Source organism: Kitasatospora sp. NPDC058478 (assembly GCF_042720345.1).
In the GTDB taxonomy this organism is placed as follows: domain Bacteria; phylum Actinomycetota; class Actinomycetes; order Streptomycetales; family Streptomycetaceae; genus Kitasatospora.
In genome coordinates this window covers 1-17790 of record NZ_JBHXML010000118.1, presented here as the reverse complement: position 1 = coordinate 17790, position 17790 = coordinate 1, and the positions used below count along the sequence as shown (strand labels likewise).

Genomic DNA, 17790 nt, shown 5'->3' with positions numbered 1-17790 from the left:
ACCGTCCTTGCCTTGGGGTCTACGGAATCCGCCCAGGCGACTTCCTCACGGGCCGGGCGATCCTGATGGCGCGCTGTCCCTCCACTCATCCTCTGTACGGGCCGGCTACTGCGAACTGCGGTACTTCCAACTGCGTGGTAATACGACCTGCTCGGTACTGCTCACACGGGTACTGCGGTAATGCGAACTGCGTGGTAGTGCCAACTACCCGGTACTGCTACGGCGGTCCCTGGCGGTCCCGCCGACTCCGGCAGCCAGCCCCGTTGCCCGTCCTGCTCAACCGCTCGGCTTGGAACCCCACTGCCGGACTCCCAGCGCGCGCGCCCGCAGTCTGGGCGCCTTCACTGGGGTACCGCGCACTGCGACTGCCGATACTGCCGAACTCAACTTCACCTACGAGTAGTGCACTTGCTGAACTGCGGTACCGCTGGGTAGCGGCCCCTGATGCCTGCGGGCCGCCCGGCCCGGCCACCGGTCCCGTCGCCTTACTGCACCATCCCTGGCTTCAGGACCCTGCAAACCGTGCCGACCTGCGAACTTCTGCCCGCCAGTTCGTGTCTGGCGGCTTGCTGCGAGAGAAACACTAACCACGGTGCGCGGCAATGTCTACTCCAGCGGGCATAGATTTTTCGGTGCCGGTCGGGGAGGTAGTCTTCGCTCCGCACGGGGCTGGGCGGCCGGTCGCCGCAGCCGCGCCGTGACGGAGGACGCCGCGTCCAGCGGCCAGGGATCACGAGTGAACGGGAGGCGAGCGGTGGAAGGGCCGCAGGCCGCGCGGCAGGAGCGCACCCCAGACCCCGATACCCAGGTGGCGCTAGCGACGGCCATCGCCGAAGCCGTGCACGATCGGGACGAGCGGGTCCTGCGCCGGCTGCTGGCCCGCTTCGCCGAACAGGCCGCCATCACGGACCTGCCCGCCCTGCGCGCCGCCCTCGACACCACCCGGCAGCACAGCGACCGCCCGCCGGGGGCCCGATAGGACCGCGCCGGCCCGCCCCACCGCCGGATCAGAGGGCACGGGTGGCGGTATCACAGGTCAGGCACAAGTACCCGGCCCAGCGCGGCGGATACCACCCCTGCCCCGGCCGCTGCGGACTCCACCGGTCGACCACCATGGCCGCGGTGCCCATACCGCACACGGTGAGCGCCCCAGCCCGCCGGGTGCATCCGGATCCGAGGGTGCGGCATGGACCCGCCGCACCGACAGGGCGTCGACCGGATCGCCGCCGATCCCCAGGATGAGAGCGTCCAGCGGCTCGACCAGTTCCAGCAGAACCACGATGCCCATAGGTCAACCGTGCGCGCCCACCGCCGCGACCGCGACCGCGCCCGGGGCCGGGCGGCCCGCTGAAGACTTCACCGCACCGGCCGGCCCGCTCGCGGCCCGCCGCGCGAGCCCGGACCGAAGGAGAGAGGTCCGGGCCCGCACGGAGAGGTCGGGCCGCGCCCACGGGCACTCGCCGGCGTCGGCGAGCGAAGCCCGGCAGGGCGCGGCGGCCGGTCGGTGCGGCAGGAACGGGGAGCGGACATCGAAGCCGCATCGCAGCGGTCAGGCGGAGATGGCCTCGCGTTCGCCCTTGGCCGTGATGGCGATCTTGCGGGGGCGGGCCTTCTCGCTGATCGGCACGCGCACGCTCAGCACGCCCTGGTCGTAGTCGGCGTCGATCCGGTCGGTGTCCAGCGCGTCGCCCAGGAACACCTGCCGGGAGAACCGGCCCAGCACCCGCTCGTCCGCCAGCACCTCCGCGCCCTGCGGCAGCCCGGACGCGTGCTCCGCGCGCACAGTCAGGACGTTAAGCTCCACGTCCAGGTCGATGGTCTTCGGGTCGATGCCCGGCAGGTCCAGGCGCAGCACGAACACCTCGCCGTCGCGGTAAGCGACCAGCGGCATCCCCGCCGGCTGGGAGACGGTGCCGACCAGCTGCTGGGTGAGCCGGTCGAGGTCGCGCAGGCCGCGCAGGGAGTCGGTACGCATCAACAAAGGGACCAGCTCCTCACAGTCGCTAACGGTCACGGGTGCCCACGGGCGCCACGGCGCCGGACCTGCCTGGCTCTGTCCTCCCGCCTGGGCGCCTCGACGAGAAAGTTATAGCGACGCCAGAGCTTTCTTGACAAGCTGGCGCTCAACTTTAGCGAGCCGGGTGCGCGCGACCCTTGGCGCGCTGCCGTCCGAAGGTCGCGGGTTCATGTGAGTACGTCCACCGGGGAGTTCGCGCTGCCGCGGCTCGGCCGCCAGGCCGACATCGGGCGACGGCACAAGCCCCCCAGATCACCTTGAGCCCCTCCTGCTGACGGGCGGTTCCCATGACCTGCAGCCCCAGCCCGGATCCGGCGGATCTGCTCCGCAGCGTTCTTCAGCGCCGGCTTGGGGACGCCCCATACTTTGCGGCCTCCAAGGGACTGAGGTGACGTCTTCCGCGAACGCGTAGAAGTTCGGCCCGCCGTTGGGTTCCTCAAACGGGATCCAGTTCGCGATCAACGTGAAGGTGTCCCGGTTTGTCGGGGCTGACGAAGGCGTACACGTCGGTGTTGTCGGCCCGCGGATCGCCCGCGATCAGCGGCGCCTCGCGGTGGCTTGAGGCGGAACGGACACCGGGGGTGAGACCGGCCAGCGCGTCGGCCGCGGCGAGGGCGAGCACGCCCATTCCGGCGAGCGGCCGCCCGGCGCGGCGCCCGAGCGCGGGCAGGCGGGGCGAACGAGGAGGCGCATGGTCCGTCTCTCTGGCGGGTGGCTCGGATCGGCGTTCCGCAGCGGGCCGCCAGGCCTCGCGGACGATGGCGCCCCTGCGTTCGGGCGCAGGACACTCCGGGCGACTTCCCACGTGAACGGGCGTGCGGCCCCGGGAGGGGCCCGAGTCGATGCGTGCGGCCTCGGGAGGTTTTGGGGGGAGCTGTCTGGTGCGCGACCGACGGTGGTAAGCCATTCATGCAGTCATCACGCGTAGTGCCGAAGTGTCTACGGAGGTAGTCCATCCGGGAGTCCGGCCTGTGGCACGCTCCGCGAAGCGCTGGGGCCTCACCCGCCGCTGGTCGATGGCGGCAGTTCTCACGGTTGCCGGTGCCCTGGCCATCGGCAGGCGGCGCTCGGAGGGCGGGCTCCTGACTCAGCTGCCGGATCGTGGCGTCACGGCCGGCTGACCCGTTACCCGCGAGCCGCTGGGTACTCGCTCCTGCGGCGAAGTCGAGGGAGCATCGCGTCGACTCGCATCGAGGAAGCACCGGATGTGTGGGTGGACCGCTTCCAAGCCGTCGCTCACCAGGCAGTCTCCCTGGGGCAGACCTCAGCGAGGAACTCCAGCAGGTAGGCCGCGACCGCGTCGGGGGCGCCGGTCTGAGTCCAGATGTAGACGGCGGTGCGCTCCTGCGCGTCGATGCTCTGCAGGACGTATCCGTCGACCAGGCCGCCAGCGCCGGAGCGGTCGCGCACCAGGATCTGCCGGGGCCGACTCTCTTCCTCGGCCAGGGCCTCGACGTCGTCGGCGTCCGGGCAGTCCCGGAACTGGTAAACCCACTGCGCCTGCATACGGATCATTCTTCCGTCTGCGACCAGGGCGCCGCTGCCAATACCCGACTCGCACAGGCCCTGGGGGCGTTCGGTGATTCGCCAGGCACAGGCAGCCGTGCCCGACCCGGATCACCTCCGACCGGGCTTCTGCAGGTGCGACGAAGGGATCAACGATGGGTACATAGCCCGAGAACTCCAGGGTGTCCGACACGGCCAAGCCCTTGTGCCCGGACACGCGCCGGGCCCACGGATGAGGGTCCGGCGCGTCCGGGTAGCGGCGCAGCCGTATGGGCGGGCAAGTCGGCGGGTGAGGCCGGACACCTGCGGCAGCGGGTTCGGCGGCTGACTGGGAGGATCGGTAAGTCGTGGAGCCCGAGGCGTTCGGCGGTCCGGTCCGGTGCAGTCCGGCGACGTCGTAGCGTCGGCGTTCCAGGGATGCTCCTCCCGGTCCCGGGGGAGGAGACCGACGGCGTAGCCGTCGTCGTCCCACGACCGGCCAGGCCTCCAGGTCGCGTATCCGCATAGCGGTCAGAGGCCGGCGGCTGCTCGGACGGCTCGTGCGGTGTCGTCGGGATCCGGGTCGGTGACGGCCAGGCGGGCGCAGGGCGAGGGACTCTGCAGATCGACGCATACGACGGGCCGGCGCCCTCGGGCACGGACAGCCGCGAAGTCCTTCCCCTGGGGATGCGGACGGGTGCCGATGGACAGGACTCCGGGGATCCACGTGCCTCGTCCGCGTACGCCGCGCAGGGCACGCCACCAGTCGGGTTCCACGGTCACCTGACGGATCGCGGGCACGGGCACCCGGACGTCACGGCGACGCGCCGCTGCCTTCTCCCACCACGACAGGGTGGCGACGAGCTCATCGCCTTCCACCACGAGCCTTGCCATCGCTCCTCCGTCCCTTTCCGGCAATGCGCTCGTGATCACCCGATGTGCACTGTGGCACGTCATCCGGTCGGGGGACCACGGGCTACGGCGGCGGTGCCGGACTGCCGTATGCCTCGAGTACGTCCGATGTGGACCGCATGTCCAGTTCGACATTTCCACTGCCCGGGCCCGTCGCGCGGGCGTACCGCAACGCGCCGTCGGCCGAGAACACCGCCGTCACGGTCCAGTCGAGCAGGAACATCGGCATAGTGCCATCCGAATCCCTGCCCACACTCCGGCTGAAAGCCCGCGCCGTCCCGTCGAGACAGTGCGCGTCGTTGCTCAGAGGCGGATCGCCGTCGCTGATGGCCACGATGCTCGACACCGGACCGTGCTGCCGCTACCCGGCTGATCGGCACTGTCAGGCCACCTGGAGGTCGCCCCTCAGGTCCGCCTGGGGTGGTGAACCCACGCGTTTGGTATTCGTGCACTTGGCAGGCCCGAATTCGCGCTTTCCCGGAGTAACCTGGAAGGTGCCGGAGAACTTACCGGAAGGACGATCGCGAGGAGGTAATTATGCAGATTAGTGGAGCAGGAGCCCTGATTCTGCGACTCGTGATCGCGATATCCCATCCCGGCCTTTCGGTCGGGAGATGACGGGGTCACTGAAGTGCCGGGGGGCGCAGGTGCAAATCCTGTTGTTCAGCGTTTATGCAGGGCGTGGGCCGTTTTCGCAGAGATGCGGAGGCGGCCTTTTGTTCTGCGAAGTGGCAGTTGCAGTGCGATCCCATCGCGCGGTCACACGTGTTCGGGACGTTTCTTTCCCCTGAGATCCGGCGGGTGTCCGAGCGGCTCGGGAATACCGTAAAAGAATGTCCGCTTCCTCGTCCGGTGACCGCGTGGGCGTCGCGATCGGCCGGGGCCACCTGATCGGATGCGGACTTGTTGCAGGCGGCTTCCGGCGAGGGCCCGCCGGTGCGGCGCGCAAGGCGGTGTGCCGACGGGTCCGCTCCCTGTCAACGGGAGGAGACATGATGAGTCCCGGCGGACAACGTCCCGTAGTGGTCGGCGTCGATCCCGAACGCCCCAGTCGCATGGTGCTCGCCTGGGCCGCCGACGAGGCGGACCGGCGCCGTCTGTCGGTGGCAGGACGCCGGGAATCCAGGTACCTCGTCCCGCACGCCGCGCAGGGCATGCCACCAGTCGGGCTCGACGCTCACCTGATGGATCGTGGACACGGGCGCGCGGACCTCACGGCGACGCGCCGCTGCCTTCTCCCACCACGACAGGTCGACGATGCGGTCATCGCCCTTCACCCCGAGCCGCGCCATCGCTCCTCCGTACCGCCTTCCGGCCTGCGCCGGCCGGTCGGCCTGGAGAGGTCGATGACCGGTCGGAGTACGGTGGGGACACCGGGGTGGTTCAGGTGCTGGCTGTCCGCGGCGTCGTCCTCCCTGGTGAGTGGGCTCTTCCCGGGGCCTGCAGATGGGTGGCGGGCTATGGCGGACGACTCCGACACGCCGTTCCCGGCGCTCCTGCCGGACCGGTTCCGCGAGTCTGCAAAACCCGGTTCGGTGCTGCTGAGTCCGGAGCCGACGCGGTCGCGCGAGGGGACACTCGATGGTGCGTGGTGGCCTCGTTCCCGTGACCTCGGTGCCGAGCTGCCCGGCCTCATCCCTGCGCTGACCGAGCATCTGGGCCCTGTCACGAGCACCGGCCTGAATGCGGACGCGGGGGACGACATCCCGCCCCCTCTGGTCGTCGACGGCCGGTCCGTGCACATCAACTGGAACCCGGTCGGTGATGACACGATGATCATCACGCGGGTGATCGCGATCATTTCACGCTGCTCGTCATCCCTTCGCAAGCAAGCCTCGATGCGGCCCACGCCCCCATGGCGCGGGCGGTCGAGGCCGGCGGCACCGACTCGGCGCAGCGGATCCTCATCGCCACCGGTTGGCTCCGAGCCTTCCGGCGAATCGTTCTGACCGAGGCGCCACCCGTATGGGTTGTATGGGTGGCAGGAAAGGCATGGTGGAGACATGTCCGTGTACGTGAAACTTTCGGCCGAGGCCAGGTCGCCGTCCGAGCCGTCCAAGGGGCCGTTGGACATGCAGTACCAGGACGTCCCCGGCGGCCTCACGTACGAGTACGACCTTCATCCGAGCGGAGCACTGCGGATCCTGCGCGTCTTCGAAGACACTCCGCACGCGGTCGAGGTTTGCTTCAGCCCTGGGGCGTGGCTTGAGGTCGCGGGCACCTATCTGCGAAGTGGCTCCGCGTACTGAGCCGCGCGGATCTGGTCATCCAGTGCGGGGTCGGCGAGGCGCAGGGCTGCATGGGGCCACGCGGCGGCACAGTCGCTCTGGCACGCCACCGCCTCGACCCGATGCGAAATGAGCCGGAGTCGGTGGCGAACCGCGTGGTGCCGTTCGCTGGTGGCGGCGTTATCCGTCTGTCTGCGGCCGGTCTGCTGCCGGAACACCTGCGGCTGTCAGGAGGTCGGTGCCGGTGCGCGTGTTGGCCGGGTCGGACGCCGTTGTCATCAGCCTCTCGGCGGCGGAGGCCTCGGCGTCGGGGGGAATCACCAGGAGTTCCAGGCGCAGCGGGATGAAGGAGCACACCATCACCTCGTCTGCGTCCTGCTCCTGGTCGAACCACCCGACGTGGATGACGTGGCCTGCGACCGGGACCCGCCGGGGGATGACCGGCCAGTGCGCCGGGTTCACGGTGACCCGGGTGATCCGCCCCCACCTGGGGTCCAGCGCTGCTGCCAGCGGGGGAAGTTCACGTAGGAGGTCGTGCGAGCGGGGCCACCAGGCCCCGTCCAGCCGGCCGGGGGTGGTGCCCTCGGGTGTCAGCCGGAGCCGGACCGGTGGTTCCGGCTCCGAGGGCTGGCCGGCGGCGGGATCGAAGGACGCGGTCATGTCGAACACCTACCCCGGGCTCATTCCGGATGACCAAGTGCTGCAGCGGGGTACCCCAAGCTGTGCATGCCGCAGACGGTGAGCTCTTCCACCGTACTCCGGCCAGGGCCAGGGCCCACCCGGGAGGGCAGAGGGCGGCTGGTGGAGGCTTCCCGACCGGGTGGCAGGACGCCGGCGTCCCGCTCTCGAGGTTGCCGGAGACGTCCCATGTCAAAGGTGTGGTCCCCGCTGCAGGTCTGCATCGTGTTCTACAGTTCTGGGTTTGCGAGGTGGTCGGCGGTGCCGCCCCGCCATTCGACCAGAAAGAGGCTCGCGTCGTCGGTGGTGGTTCCGCCCCGCTCCCGCATCAGGGTGTGCGAGAGGCTCCGCACCATCTCCTGCACGCCTCCACCGGCGGGTCCGACGTGCTCGATGGTGGCGATCAGGCGTTCCTCGCCGAACTCTTCCCCGCCGTTCTGGTGTTCCTCGACGAGTCCGTCGGTGTAGAAGAGCACCCGGTCGCCGCGCCGGAGCTGCCGCACGCTGATCTGTGGTGTGGCACCGCCGAAGCCGACCGGTAGGGTGCCGGGGCTGTCCAGGGTCAGGATGACCCGGTGATCGCGGATCAGCAGCGGTGCCGGGTGGCCTGCGTTGACCCATTGCAGCTCGCCCGTTCCGATGTCCATGCGCATCATCTGCGCGGTGACGAACTGGTCCGGGCCGAACTGCTCGTCGATCGCGGAATCCATGAACGCATAGAGCTCGGCGAGCCCGACACCGGCCCGCCGGGCATGCCGATAGGCGCCCACGGCGACGGTCGCCAGCACGGCGGCGTTCAAGCCGTGGCCCATCGCGTCGATCATGGCCAGATGCAGCATGTCGTCGTTCAGGGCGTAGTCCAGGCTGTCGCCGGCGACGTTGTAGGCGGGCTCCAGGATCCCGGCGACCGCGACCTGCGGGGTGTTCATCGACAGCGGGGGCAGCAGTGACCACTGGATCTCCGCTGCCACACTCATCGGCTCGCGGCGCCGCGCCTGGAAGAACTGGTCCGTGTAGCCGTTCTTGGTGACCAGCATGTCGGCGACCAGCCCGGCGAGACGCCGTAGTAACCGGCGGTCGTCGTCATCGACGCTGTCGAGGGTGACGGCCATGACCCCGACCTCGTCACTGCCGTCCAACAGCGGCAGGAACATCCGTATCCCGTCGGCCTGACGGTGCTCGGCCGGGGTCGTACGGAGGAAGACCTCGCCGGCCCGGGAACCGTCGATGGGCACCGGGTCTCCACCGGTGAGTCCCCTGCCCGGAAGCGGCACCAGCATGAGTTGGCCGTAATCCTGCAGAAGGATCGAGACGTCCCGGCCACCGATCGCGCGGACCTCCTCCGCCACCAGCGGGGCGATGAGCTGCGGCGGCATCTCGTGAGCCCGGTCCAGCAGCTGGCCCAGCAGCCGCTCACCGAAGCCCTCCGACCGGTCCACCGCGGCCCTGCGGTTCTCCCGAGCCAATTCCGCCATGGGCACCTCAATTCCCCGCAGTGGCCCTCTTCGCCGGCCGGCTTTCCTGCCTTGCCCCACGCGGCCACGCGAGCGCCGCACTGGCGTTTTGTCCGTCTCAGCATCGCACCGGCTCTCACCCCGCGACACCCGAGCCAGATCCCGCCAGCAGTGACCCTCCCGGACTGGGCAGCTCGCGACCTCCTCGACATGCTCCGCCCGGACCCCGAGGAGGACGAGACTCCTGCTGCCGACGCGAGGCTCGGGCGTCTCTGACCGGCGCACCGGCCAGAGACGCCCCACCCCCCGATTCCAAGCCGCAGTCCCGAAGCCGTTCGACGCGTGGCTACGCCGCTCGCCGGAGGACCTCGCCAGGCCTGGAGCTCTTCACAGGACAGCGCCGCCGAGTCCACCTCGCGTGGCAGGCTCGGTGACCGAGAGCCCTTCCGGCCCGCGGTCGAGCGGGCGCCCATGCCGCCGTACGATACCCACGGCGCTGGAGCGCGCGCCGTGGGTATCGGTTGTCCGGGGCGCTCGCTAGAGTGGCGGGCCGGTCTGCTGAAGAGGAGTGTGAGGTGCGTGGCTGCCACGGCTGACCACCTCAAGGCACTCCTCAACGCCCATGCCGCCGGCGACGAGGACCGCTTCTACAGCATCGCCCTCCAGGTGGCCGCGAAGTCCGCGCGCCAGGGCCACGGCAAGCTCGCCGTCGAACTCCGCGAGATCATCGATGCCGCCCGGGCCGAGAAGATCCTCAGGCTCGCCCCGACACCCGTCGTCCAGCCCAGAGGTGAACTCGCCAGCCTCCTCACCGCCGGCTACCCCGACGTCCGCCTCGACGACATGACCCTCGCCGACGACGTCCGCGCCCCCCTGGACAAGGTCCTGCACGAGCAACGCCAGCGCGCCCGCCTGGAACGCTTCGGATTCACCCCCGTACACCGCATCCTCCTCTCGGGGCCGCCCGGCACCGGCAAGAGCATGACCGCCGCCGCACTGGCCAAAGAACTCTCTCTGCCGCTGTTCACCATCCGCCTCGACGGACTGATCAGCCGCTTCATGGGAGAGACCGCCACCAAGCTCCGCACCGTCTTCGAAGCCGCCGCCGAGACCCGCGCCGTCTACCTCTTCGACGAGTTCGACGCCCTCGGCGCCGAAGGCACCGCCGGCAACGACGTCGGCGAAGCCCGCCGCATCCTCAACTCCTTCCTCCTCTTCCTCGACGAAGCCCCCACCGAGAGCCTCGTCGTCGCCGCCACCAACCACCGCCACCTCCTCGACCGCGCACTCTTCCGCCGCTTCGACCTCGTCGTCCACTACGCACCGCCCTCCCCGGAACAGGCGATCGAGATTCTGCAACGACGCCTAGCCGGAATGGACACCACCGGCGTACCTTGGTCCGACCTGATCACCAAGGTCGGCCAGCTCAGCCACGCCGAGCTGGTCAAGGCCGCCGAATCCGCGGCCAAACGCGCCATTCTCGGAGGCAACGACGTGGTCGACCAACACCTCTTGACCGAAGGACTGGACGAGCGGCACGCGCTGCGCCATGCCTGACCGGGCCCCGTCGCGGTTCACCCCGCACCTCCTGGTCCCCTGGGACCTCGGCACGGCCCCGGCGGCTGCCCTCCAGAGCGGCACGCAACGCTCTGCGAAGCCCGGGAGGGCAGCCAGCCGCGAGGCCTGAAGGCCGCCCTCCCGGAGACCCCGGTCAGGCGCAGCTACGCCGGACCGGCGAAGGTCTCAGGTTGTGGCTACCGCTATGCCGCCAGTGGCAGGTCGTCGTCGCCACGGGGGACGGCCCGGAGCCGGCCTTCCTGGGCTTGATCGAGTGCCCGGGCGAGGGCGTTGACGGCCTGGTCGGCGGAGTCCTTGAAGAGGTGGCCGTAGAGGTTGATGGTGGTCGCCAGGGTGGCGTGGCGCAGGGTCTTGGACACGATGGCGATGGGGATGCCTTCGGCGATCATGATGCTGGCGGCGGTATGGCGCAGGTCGTGCAGGCCGATCCGGGGCAGGCCGAGTTCGGCGGTGCGTTTGCGGAGCTGGTCGAGGACCCACTGGGGCCGCAGGGGCGATCCGTCCGAGTTGGCGAAGACGAGGCCTTCCAGCTGGCCGTCGAGGTGGGCGGACATCTGGAGGTCGGCCTGGCGGTGGAGGGCGGCCATGACTCTGGGGGAGAGGCTGATCCAGGCGCGGCTGGCCTCGGTCTTGGGCTGGTTGAAGTGGAGGTCGCCGTTGTCCACGGCGGACAGGGTCCAGCGGACGAAGAGCTTTCGGTCCATGAGGTGGACGTCCGACCAGTGCAGGGCGAGGACCTCACTGCGGCGCATGCCGGTACCGAGCATCACCTCGAACAGGTCGGCCAGCTGGTCGGCGTACTGCTCGGCGTTGTGCCGCAGGAACGACGCGGCCTCCTTCGGGGTCCAGCAGGTCCGCTCCTGCGCGCGGGGCTTGGGCGGCACGCAGTGCTCGGCCGGGTTGAACTTCAGCCGCCACGACCGCACCGCGTGGTTCAACGCGTTGGGCAGCGTCGAGACCACCCGGTACAGCGTGACCCGGCCCCGCCCGGCCTTCCGCTGAGCGGCCATCCAGTCCTCGATCTGCTTCGGCCGCAGGTCCAGCAACCGGCACCGCCCGAACGCCGGGATCAGGTCCCTCTCCACGTACGCCGCGTAACCGGCACAGGTGTTCACGGTGAGATCCTCCTTCCGTGCGGCCAGCCACTCCCGCAGGTAGTCCGCCACGGTGGTACGACGCTCCTCGTACGACCCGCTCAGCTCACCCTCCAGCACCGCCGCCAGCTCCTGCGCAGCCTCCGCCTCGGTCGCGAACCCGCCACGACGCCGCGTACGACGCCGGCCGTCCTCCGGCGCCAGGTCAACGCAGTACGTCCACGACCCGTGACCCGCCTCCTCCAGCAACCGCACACACCACGCACCCAACTGCCGCCCGCCCTCGTCCCGGCACCCACACCGCCGGTACACCCTGCCCCGCTGCGCACGCTGTCCCGTGTGCTTCTCCTTCTTGAACGCGGTGACCCTGGTCCAAGGCTTGCCGTTCGGCCGGGCGTGGCGGCAGAGCGTGCGGGGCTGTGCGCGAGGTACGTCAGGACCAGCGGGCGAGGACACGCTCAAGACGACACACCGTCCGGAAGATCACCATCCGTATCCAGTGGGTAGTCGAACTTGATCTGCCCGGGCTGGCGAGTGGCAGCGAAGGGTGTCCCGGCCGGCCAGCGGGCGGTGTGGGATCCCAGATTCCGTGTCCTCTCCCCATGGGCGATGTCCACCGCGTGGCCAAAAGGACACGGGAACGGGAATCGGCAGGTGAATCGCCGCTGCCCGAGCCAAGGGTTGTCCCGCAACGGCGGGACGCAAGTGAGATGACCTCTCATGCCATCAGTGTGCTCGCGACCACTGGCAGCGCCCCCGCGGCCCGGCAACGCCCATCTGGACAGGGCGGGCGGCGACGACCGGCGGGTGCTGGCGGTGCTGGGAATCCCGGAAGGAACCGGCCGGCCCCGGGCGCTCGCCGAAGGCCCGGCCGACGCGGGGGCGGCGAAAAGGTTGGTGTTCAGGGCCGACGGAACCGGGTAACGTCTTTGCCATGTTCTTCCAGACCCCGATTTACGAGTGAGCGCGTGATGGGCCCCTGCTGACGTCCTTCGACGTCGCCGCCCGTCCCCCACCGATGAATCCGTAGATCACTTCACTTCACTTCACCACCGGGAGAACCCACGACCGTGAGCAAGAACATCAACAACCCCGTGGGCATGGGCGGCGGCCAGCGCAAGAGGCAGTCCCGCGCCGAACGGCAGAACAACGGTCCGCACCGCAACCTCGACCGCCAGGGTGCAGCCGACCAGAAGGCGGAGCTGGTGCGCAAGATGCGCGAGAAGGCAGGAACGGCTGAGGGCGCCGGGCAGGCGGGCGGCGACACCGTACAGGGCTGACGCACCGCCGCCGCAGCCCGGCACCGCACGGGGCAGGGCTCGGACCGCGACGCGCGGTCCGAGCCCTGCTGCCGTACCGGGCGCGGCCGGTCCTGCTCAGCTCTTGGCCGACCACCCGCGTCTCAGCTCAGCTGACCATCCGGGGCAGCCGCAGGATCGGCAGCCCGTCAGTGCCACCACCCCGAGCTGCACCAGCAGCTCAGCACGTCCCCGTGCCCGGCCCGGGCAACACCGCAGCCGGCGGCGGTAGAGGATGTGGACACGGCCGCAGGACAACACTGGTGGACACCTCGGTGGGACTACCGCGAAACCCGCTGGCCAGAACGACTCCGGCGGACAGGCCGATGTGGAACCCACAGGCGGGCCCTGCTGAAGGGTCGACAGATTGTTGTCACCCGCAGTGACCGGGTCCCTGGGGACCATTTGGGGACCAGTTTGGGACCACGACTGGTGAGCGCCTATGAGCGCCCGTGGGTGATAGCGGGCATCTATGTACGAACTTGAACCCGGTTGGGCATCGAGCGGGTTCGAGCTCTGTCGACCGTGGATCTTCATGATGAGTCTCAACTTCACTTGTTTTCAGTGCAGTTGAGATGCAAAAAAGCCGAGGCCTTGAGGTCTCGGCTGTCGACAATAGTTGAGCCCCTTGACTGGGGGGCAAGGGGTCGCAGGTTCAAATCCTGTCGTCCCGACTGTGAAGTCGGTTGTGAGAGCGGGTACTTGGGGAGCCAAGCGCCCGCTCTCAGTCGTTTCTGGGGATCGTGTGGTCGCAGGGTGGTCGCGTCGGTCTCTCTGACCTGGCGGTTTGTGGCCGAGGTGAGGCCAGGGTGATTGCGACTCCTGGCGAAGCGTCAGTTGATCTCGCGTGGAAGGTCTGCCCAGTCGAGCGCGTCGGCGAGAGCAGCGACGGCTTCGCGGGCGGCCTGGGGGAGCAGATGGCCGTAGATGTTGACGGTGGTGGCCAGGGTGGAGTGCCGCAGGGTCTTGGAGACGACGGCGAGCGGCACCTGGGAACTGATCATGATGGTAGCGGCGGTGTGGCGCAGGTCGTGAAGGCCGATCTTGGGCAGGCCGATCTCGGCTGAGCGTTGGCGCAGGGTGTGCAGGAGTCGTTCGGGGTTGACGGGCTTGCCATCCGGGCGGGTGAAGACCATCCCGTTCAGGCTGGGCTGGTCGGGATGCATACCGCGATGGCGGGTGGCCTGGCGACGCAGTGCGGCCGTGACGCGGGGGGAGAGGCTAACCCAGTTGCGGCTGGCGCGGGTCTTGGGCGCTTGCAGGTGCAGGCGATCCCGATACCGAGATCGAGATCGGGTGGAAGCCCGCGGACGAGCCCGGAGCGGGCGGTAGCGTGAGCGAAGGGGCGGCGCAGTGATGTCGGCCCAGCCGCCCCTGGTCAACCGCCGGGTCATCGAGGCACTTCTGCGTCTGGAGCCTCCCAACGAGCCGGACCGTCGGCTCGTCCTGGTCCACGGCCGGTACGAGACCGGCGCGGCTGCCGAGTTCACTGCCTCCCTGGCTGAGGACAAGCGCCGGATCGAGGTCGTGGAACAGCACTCCGTCCTCGGTATCTCCGACGCCTGGCATCGCCACCAGGAAGATGCCACGGGCCCGGGTTCGGTGCTTGTGGTCACCACCACGGTCGAGGACGAGCAGCTCGGCTGGGACGTGCTCGGCCACGCCCTGCGCCGCCAGGTCCTCAGCGTCGACCGGGCGGAGATCGTCCGGCTGCGATTCGGCGCCACCGGTCTCGACCCGCGCATCCGCGCGGAATCCTGGCTGGTGAACGCCCTCCTCGAAGCGGAGCCCCACGGTGGCTGGCCGCGGCTCGGCTCCGTGCTCACGCTGGATGCGGCGATGCGCGCACTCGTCGAGGCCAGGCTGTCGATCAGCCAGGCATCCCCCGACGCGGCCGGCACCCGCGGAGATGGCCGTCGCGACACCCCGCTGGACGCCGACACCCTGCTGGCCTGGTCCCGCAGTCCATTCGGGCCCGCCGCCTACGCGGCACTGGCCAAGGACGAGCAGCACGGTATCCGGGACTGGCTGACCAAGGTCGCCGGCAACGCGGCGTCATTGCTGCTCGACCTGTGCGCCGCCGGCCGCGGCCAGGAATCCGGCCTGGCCGAAGCCCTCGCGGGCAACGCTTACCTGCCCTCCGGGTTCCAAGCTCGCCTCAACGCACTCGCGGCTGTCCTCGACCCCTCCGGCCCCCGCACACGCGACCTCGCCGCGGCCGAGGCAGCCCTCGAGGAACTGCGACGCCACCACCTCGCGGGCCTGCAGCGCCCGCGTGTCCGCACCGCCGAAGCCGCGGTGCGCCTGGCACGCTCGCTGGCCGGCCCGCAGCCGACCATCACCTCCGTAGCGGACGCCGTCGAGCAGCATCTCGCCGACTGGGGCTGGGTGGATGCCGCCCTCACCGTCTTGTGGGCCGGCGACGCCGATGCCCAGGAACCGGTCAGTGCCGCCTACCACAGCGTCTACCACGCCGCTCGTGGGCGGCGCGCCGTCATCGACGAGATCTTCGCCCGGTACCTGCGTGAATGGACACGCACCGCGACCGGCCAAACGCCGGCCGGCGCGCTCCTGGTCGAGAACGTGCTCGACACCATCGCCGTCAAGCTCGCCGGCAAGTCTGGCCGGGCACCACTGATCTTGCTGGTCGACGGCATGAGCAGCGAAGTCGCGGTCGGCTTCGGCAAAGAACTCGCCCGCCGCGGCTGGCTGGAGACCGGCCCCGCCCGGGGCCGCCGCACGGCCGCAGTCGCCGCGATCCCCTCACTCACCCGCATCAGCCGGGCCTCCCTCCTCACCGGCAGCCTCACCCAGGGCGGCCAATCGGTGGAGAAGCCCGGCTTCGAGGAGTTCTGGTCCCGGCAGCGCCGTTCGGCCGCCTTGTTCCACAAGGCGGACATAGGAGGTGCGGCCGGCCAGCGGCTCTCCGATACGCTGCAGCGCGAACTGGCCGGCGAGGCGGTCGTCGGAGTCGTGCTCAACACGGTCGACGACTCACTCGACCACGCAGCCCAGGGCGACCGCACACGATGGCGCCTCGCCGACGTGACCTACCTGGACGAACTCCTCGCCGCCGCACGCCTCTACAGCCGACCCGTCGTCATCGTCGCCGACCACGGCCACGTCCTCGAACGAAGCGAAGGACTCGACGCCCCAGCCGCTGCCGGGAGCGTAAGTGCCGCGCGCTGGCGCCTCGGCGAACCGGGATCCGGCGAAGTCCTGCTCACCGGACCGCGCGTCCTCGAAGGCGATGGCCGCATCGTCGCGCCCTGGCGCGAGGACATCCGGTACACGCCCCGCAAGGCGGGCTACCACGGCGGCGCCTCCCTCGCCGAGATGACCGTTCCGGTCCTGACGCTGCTGCCCGTGGACACCGACCCGCCCAAGGACTGGCACCTCCTCGCACCAGAAGACGTCACCCCGTCCTGGTGGAACGCGGGCAACCCCACCCGCGATGCGGCACGTGTCGCCGAGCAGACCAACACGTCGTCGACCTCGGCCAAGCCCACGGACGGCCAGGAACCCGTGGAGGAGACGCGCGAAGCCGCCGAGACGAGCACCCCGGCACACGGCCCCTCCTTCGGGACAAAGCTGGTGGCGTCCGAGACCTTCCGTTTCCAGCGGAGGTTTGTCCGCAAGCCGCCCGAGCCCGAGGTCATGGCTGCTGTCGTCGACGCCCTGGTGGCAGCGGACGGCGTCCTGTCCCTGACCGCGGTGGCGGCGGCAGCGGGCAAGGCAGGGCGCAACGCCGACGGCTTCGCCGCCACACTGCAACGACTCCTGAACGTAGAGGGCTACCCCGTGCTGGAGTTCAGCGACAACGGAAGCAGGCTGCGGCTCAACGTGCCGCTCGCCCGTGAACAGTTCCAGGTGGACAGCTGATGAACACGGTTCAGCCCCCCTCCGGGGGACACACGGCCTCCGTGAGCGCGGCCCGCCGCCGCGACGTAGTCGATGCCCTGCGCCGCGGCACGGTGCCCCAATTCGGGCTCGATCTCTTCGCCGTCGGCCTCGACCGCTTCGAGCGCGCCCTCGACGACGACCTGACCGTCGTCACCCGAGGCGGCGCAGCCTTCCACGCCGTCCGTGGCGACTACGGCTCCGGCAAGACCTTCTTCGCCCGCTGGCTGGCCGAGCGGGCCAAGCGTATGGGCCTGGCCACGGCCGAGATCCAGATCTCCGAGACCGAGACCCCGCTCCACCGGCTGGAGACGGTCTACCGACGTCTGACCGAACGCCTGTCCACCGCGAGCCACGCCCCGAGCGCCCTGCGCGCCATCGTCGACTCCTGGTTCTACACGCTCGAAGAGGAAGTCCTCGACGCCGGAGACGTACCGGAGGCCGACACCGAAGCCCTCGGCAAGGCCGTCGACGCGCTCATGGAGTCCCGCCTCGCCGACGTCGCCCGCACCACCCCCGCCTTCGCCGCCGCCCTGCGCGGCTACCGCCACGCCAAGGCCGCAGGCGACGCCGCAACAGCCGAAGCGCTCATCGCCTGGCTCGGAGGCCAAAAGTCCGTCGCGGCCGGCGCCCGCCGGACCGCCGGCGTCCGCGGAGACCTCGACCACTTCGCCGCCCTCGGCTTCCTCCAGGGCCTGCTCACCGTCCTGCGCGACTGCGGACACCCCGGCCTGCTGCTCGTCCTCGACGAGATCGAGACCCTCCAGCGCGTACGAGGCGACGTCCGGGAGAAGGGCCTCAACGCCCTGCGACAGCTACTGGACGAGATCGACGCTGGCCGCTTCCCCGGCCTCTTCCTGGTGATCACCGGCACGCCCGCGTTCTACGACGGACAGCAGGGCGTGCAACGGCTCCCCCCGCTGGCACAGCGCCTGGCCACCGACTTCACGACCGACCCGCGCTTCGACTCACCCCGCGCGGTCCAGCTGCGCCTCGCCGGCTTCGACCTGGAGCGGCTCGGTGAACTCGGCCGCAGCGTCAGAGACCTCTACCAATGCCGCGTAGTTAAGGGGTGGTTGGGCTGGTCAAGACCACGTCCGGGTGATGTTCCAGCTCGCCGAAGGCAGCGGCGGAGATCATGAAGGC

Annotated in this window: 17 protein-coding genes and 2 pseudogenes; 8 read left to right on the top strand and 11 right to left on the bottom strand. The window is 69.9% G+C overall.

Features of this window, described 5'->3' with window-relative positions:
- Nucleotides 1-808 precede the first annotated feature (808 nt).
- Nucleotides 809-979: a hypothetical protein gene (locus ACFWPT_RS39265; RefSeq protein ID WP_380487731.1), complete on the top strand. Its 171-nt coding sequence runs from the start codon at nucleotides 809-811 to the stop codon at nucleotides 977-979.
- A gap of 207 nt (nucleotides 980-1186) precedes the next feature.
- A complete protein-coding gene (locus tag ACFWPT_RS39260; RefSeq protein ID WP_380487729.1) occupies nucleotides 1187-1351 on the top strand; it encodes a hypothetical protein in 165 nt (54 codons plus the stop codon).
- A 198-nt stretch (nucleotides 1352-1549) separates the two neighbouring features.
- Here ACFWPT_RS39260 and ACFWPT_RS39255 read toward each other — a convergent pair whose 3' ends face one another.
- The 6 genes and pseudogenes from ACFWPT_RS39255 to ACFWPT_RS39230 form a co-directional block, all read right to left on the bottom strand.
- Nucleotides 1550-1975: an Hsp20/alpha crystallin family protein gene (locus ACFWPT_RS39255; protein ID WP_380487727.1), complete on the bottom strand. Its 426-nt coding sequence runs from the start codon at nucleotides 1973-1975 to the stop codon at nucleotides 1550-1552.
- Between the two features lie 435 nt (nucleotides 1976-2410).
- Nucleotides 2411-2645: pseudogene (locus ACFWPT_RS39250) on the bottom strand (DUF4331 family protein); the annotation flags it as partial.
- Between the two features lie 608 nt (nucleotides 2646-3253).
- Nucleotides 3254-3532: a hypothetical protein gene (locus tag ACFWPT_RS39245; protein ID WP_380487725.1), complete on the bottom strand. Its 279-nt coding sequence runs from the start codon at nucleotides 3530-3532 to the stop codon at nucleotides 3254-3256.
- 501 nt (nucleotides 3533-4033) lie between these two features.
- On the bottom strand, nucleotides 4034-4396 hold the full coding sequence (locus ACFWPT_RS39240; RefSeq protein ID WP_380487723.1) for a hypothetical protein: 363 nt from the start codon (nucleotides 4394-4396) through the stop codon (nucleotides 4034-4036).
- A gap of 82 nt (nucleotides 4397-4478) precedes the next feature.
- Nucleotides 4479-4760 carry a hypothetical protein gene (locus tag ACFWPT_RS39235; RefSeq protein WP_380487721.1) on the bottom strand — a complete coding sequence of 94 codons (282 nt, stop codon included), beginning with the start codon at nucleotides 4758-4760 and terminating at the stop codon, nucleotides 4479-4481.
- Nucleotides 4761-5391: 631 nt separating this feature from the next.
- Nucleotides 5392-5706: a hypothetical protein gene (locus ACFWPT_RS39230; protein WP_380487719.1), complete on the bottom strand. Its 315-nt coding sequence runs from the start codon at nucleotides 5704-5706 to the stop codon at nucleotides 5392-5394.
- A 168-nt stretch (nucleotides 5707-5874) separates the two neighbouring features.
- On the opposite strand from ACFWPT_RS39230, the gene ACFWPT_RS39225 reads away from it, so the two are divergent.
- On the top strand, nucleotides 5875-6363 hold the full coding sequence (locus tag ACFWPT_RS39225; RefSeq protein WP_380487717.1) for a DUF5994 family protein: 489 nt from the start codon (nucleotides 5875-5877) through the stop codon (nucleotides 6361-6363).
- A gap of 54 nt (nucleotides 6364-6417) precedes the next feature.
- Nucleotides 6418-6663, top strand: a complete 246-nt coding sequence (locus tag ACFWPT_RS39220; protein ID WP_380487715.1) for a hypothetical protein — start codon at nucleotides 6418-6420, stop codon at nucleotides 6661-6663.
- A gap of 159 nt (nucleotides 6664-6822) precedes the next feature.
- On the opposite strand, the gene ACFWPT_RS39215 is transcribed toward ACFWPT_RS39220, so the two are convergent.
- Entirely contained in the window at nucleotides 6823-7302 is a 480-nt protein-coding gene (locus ACFWPT_RS39215) for a DUF5994 family protein (RefSeq protein WP_380487713.1), read from the bottom strand.
- Between the two features lie 248 nt (nucleotides 7303-7550).
- Nucleotides 7551-8795, bottom strand: a complete 1245-nt coding sequence (locus ACFWPT_RS39210) for a PP2C family protein-serine/threonine phosphatase (RefSeq protein ID WP_380487735.1) — start codon at nucleotides 8793-8795, stop codon at nucleotides 7551-7553.
- Between the two features lie 558 nt (nucleotides 8796-9353).
- Here ACFWPT_RS39210 and ACFWPT_RS39205 point away from each other — a divergent pair.
- Nucleotides 9354-10331, top strand: coding sequence for an AAA family ATPase (locus ACFWPT_RS39205; protein ID WP_380487711.1), 978 nt, complete (start codon nucleotides 9354-9356; stop codon nucleotides 10329-10331).
- A 203-nt stretch (nucleotides 10332-10534) separates the two neighbouring features.
- Here the strand turns inward: ACFWPT_RS39205 and xerC are convergent, their stop codons facing one another.
- Together xerC and ACFWPT_RS39195 are read right to left on the bottom strand one after the other, a co-directional pair.
- Nucleotides 10535-11566: a tyrosine recombinase XerC gene (gene xerC / locus ACFWPT_RS39200; RefSeq protein ID WP_380487733.1), complete on the bottom strand. Its 1032-nt coding sequence runs from the start codon at nucleotides 11564-11566 to the stop codon at nucleotides 10535-10537.
- Between the two features lie 6 nt (nucleotides 11567-11572).
- A pseudogene (locus ACFWPT_RS39195) lies at nucleotides 11573-11701 on the bottom strand (Arm DNA-binding domain-containing protein); the annotation flags it as partial.
- 815 nt (nucleotides 11702-12516) lie between these two features.
- Between ACFWPT_RS39195 and ACFWPT_RS39190 the strand changes: the two are divergent.
- Nucleotides 12517-12726 (top strand): DUF6243 family protein, encoded by a 210-nt coding sequence (locus ACFWPT_RS39190; protein WP_063352004.1) that lies wholly within the window; start codon nucleotides 12517-12519, stop codon nucleotides 12724-12726.
- A gap of 851 nt (nucleotides 12727-13577) precedes the next feature.
- On the opposite strand, the gene ACFWPT_RS39185 is transcribed toward ACFWPT_RS39190, so the two are convergent.
- On the bottom strand, nucleotides 13578-14138 hold the full coding sequence (locus ACFWPT_RS39185; protein WP_380487709.1) for a tyrosine-type recombinase/integrase: 561 nt from the start codon (nucleotides 14136-14138) through the stop codon (nucleotides 13578-13580).
- Here ACFWPT_RS39185 and pglZ point away from each other — a divergent pair.
- Both pglZ and brxD read left to right on the top strand, forming a co-directional pair.
- A complete protein-coding gene (gene pglZ / locus ACFWPT_RS39180; RefSeq protein WP_380487707.1) occupies nucleotides 14101-16626 on the top strand; it encodes a BREX-2 system phosphatase PglZ in 2526 nt (841 codons plus the stop codon). The two genes, ACFWPT_RS39185 and pglZ, sit on opposite strands and share 38 nt — an antisense overlap.
- Nucleotides 16626-17786 carry a BREX system ATP-binding protein BrxD gene (gene brxD / locus ACFWPT_RS39175; protein ID WP_380487705.1) on the top strand — a complete coding sequence of 387 codons (1161 nt, stop codon included), beginning with the start codon at nucleotides 16626-16628 and terminating at the stop codon, nucleotides 17784-17786. Before pglZ ends, brxD begins: the two co-directional genes overlap by 1 nt.
- Nucleotides 17787-17790: the final 4 nt, after the last annotated feature.

Excerpts from the sequence above, each read along its gene's own strand:
- ACFWPT_RS39260 (WP_380487729.1), top strand. The coding sequence starts at position 1,187 with ATGGACCCGCCGCACCGACAGGGCGTCGACCGGATCGCCGCCGATCCC.
- ACFWPT_RS39255 (WP_380487727.1), bottom strand. The coding sequence starts at position 1,975 with ATGCGTACCGACTCCCTGCGCGGCCTGCGCGACCTCGACCGGCTCACC.
- ACFWPT_RS39245 (WP_380487725.1), bottom strand. The coding sequence starts at position 3,532 with ATGATCCGTATGCAGGCGCAGTGGGTTTACCAGTTCCGGGACTGCCCG.
- ACFWPT_RS39240 (WP_380487723.1), bottom strand. The coding sequence starts at position 4,396 with ATGGCAAGGCTCGTGGTGGAAGGCGATGAGCTCGTCGCCACCCTGTCG.
- ACFWPT_RS39230 (WP_380487719.1), bottom strand. The coding sequence starts at position 5,706 with ATGGCGCGGCTCGGGGTGAAGGGCGATGACCGCATCGTCGACCTGTCG.
- ACFWPT_RS39225 (WP_380487717.1), top strand. The coding sequence starts at position 5,875 with ATGGCGGACGACTCCGACACGCCGTTCCCGGCGCTCCTGCCGGACCGG.
- ACFWPT_RS39220 (WP_380487715.1), top strand. The coding sequence starts at position 6,418 with ATGTCCGTGTACGTGAAACTTTCGGCCGAGGCCAGGTCGCCGTCCGAG.
- ACFWPT_RS39215 (WP_380487713.1), bottom strand. The coding sequence starts at position 7,302 with ATGACCGCGTCCTTCGATCCCGCCGCCGGCCAGCCCTCGGAGCCGGAA.
- ACFWPT_RS39210 (WP_380487735.1), bottom strand. The coding sequence starts at position 8,795 with ATGGCGGAATTGGCTCGGGAGAACCGCAGGGCCGCGGTGGACCGGTCG.
- pglZ (WP_380487707.1), top strand. The coding sequence starts at position 14,101 with ATGTCGGCCCAGCCGCCCCTGGTCAACCGCCGGGTCATCGAGGCACTT.
- ACFWPT_RS39185 (WP_380487709.1), bottom strand. The coding sequence starts at position 14,138 with ATGACCCGGCGGTTGACCAGGGGCGGCTGGGCCGACATCACTGCGCCG.
- brxD (WP_380487705.1), top strand. The coding sequence starts at position 16,626 with ATGAACACGGTTCAGCCCCCCTCCGGGGGACACACGGCCTCCGTGAGC.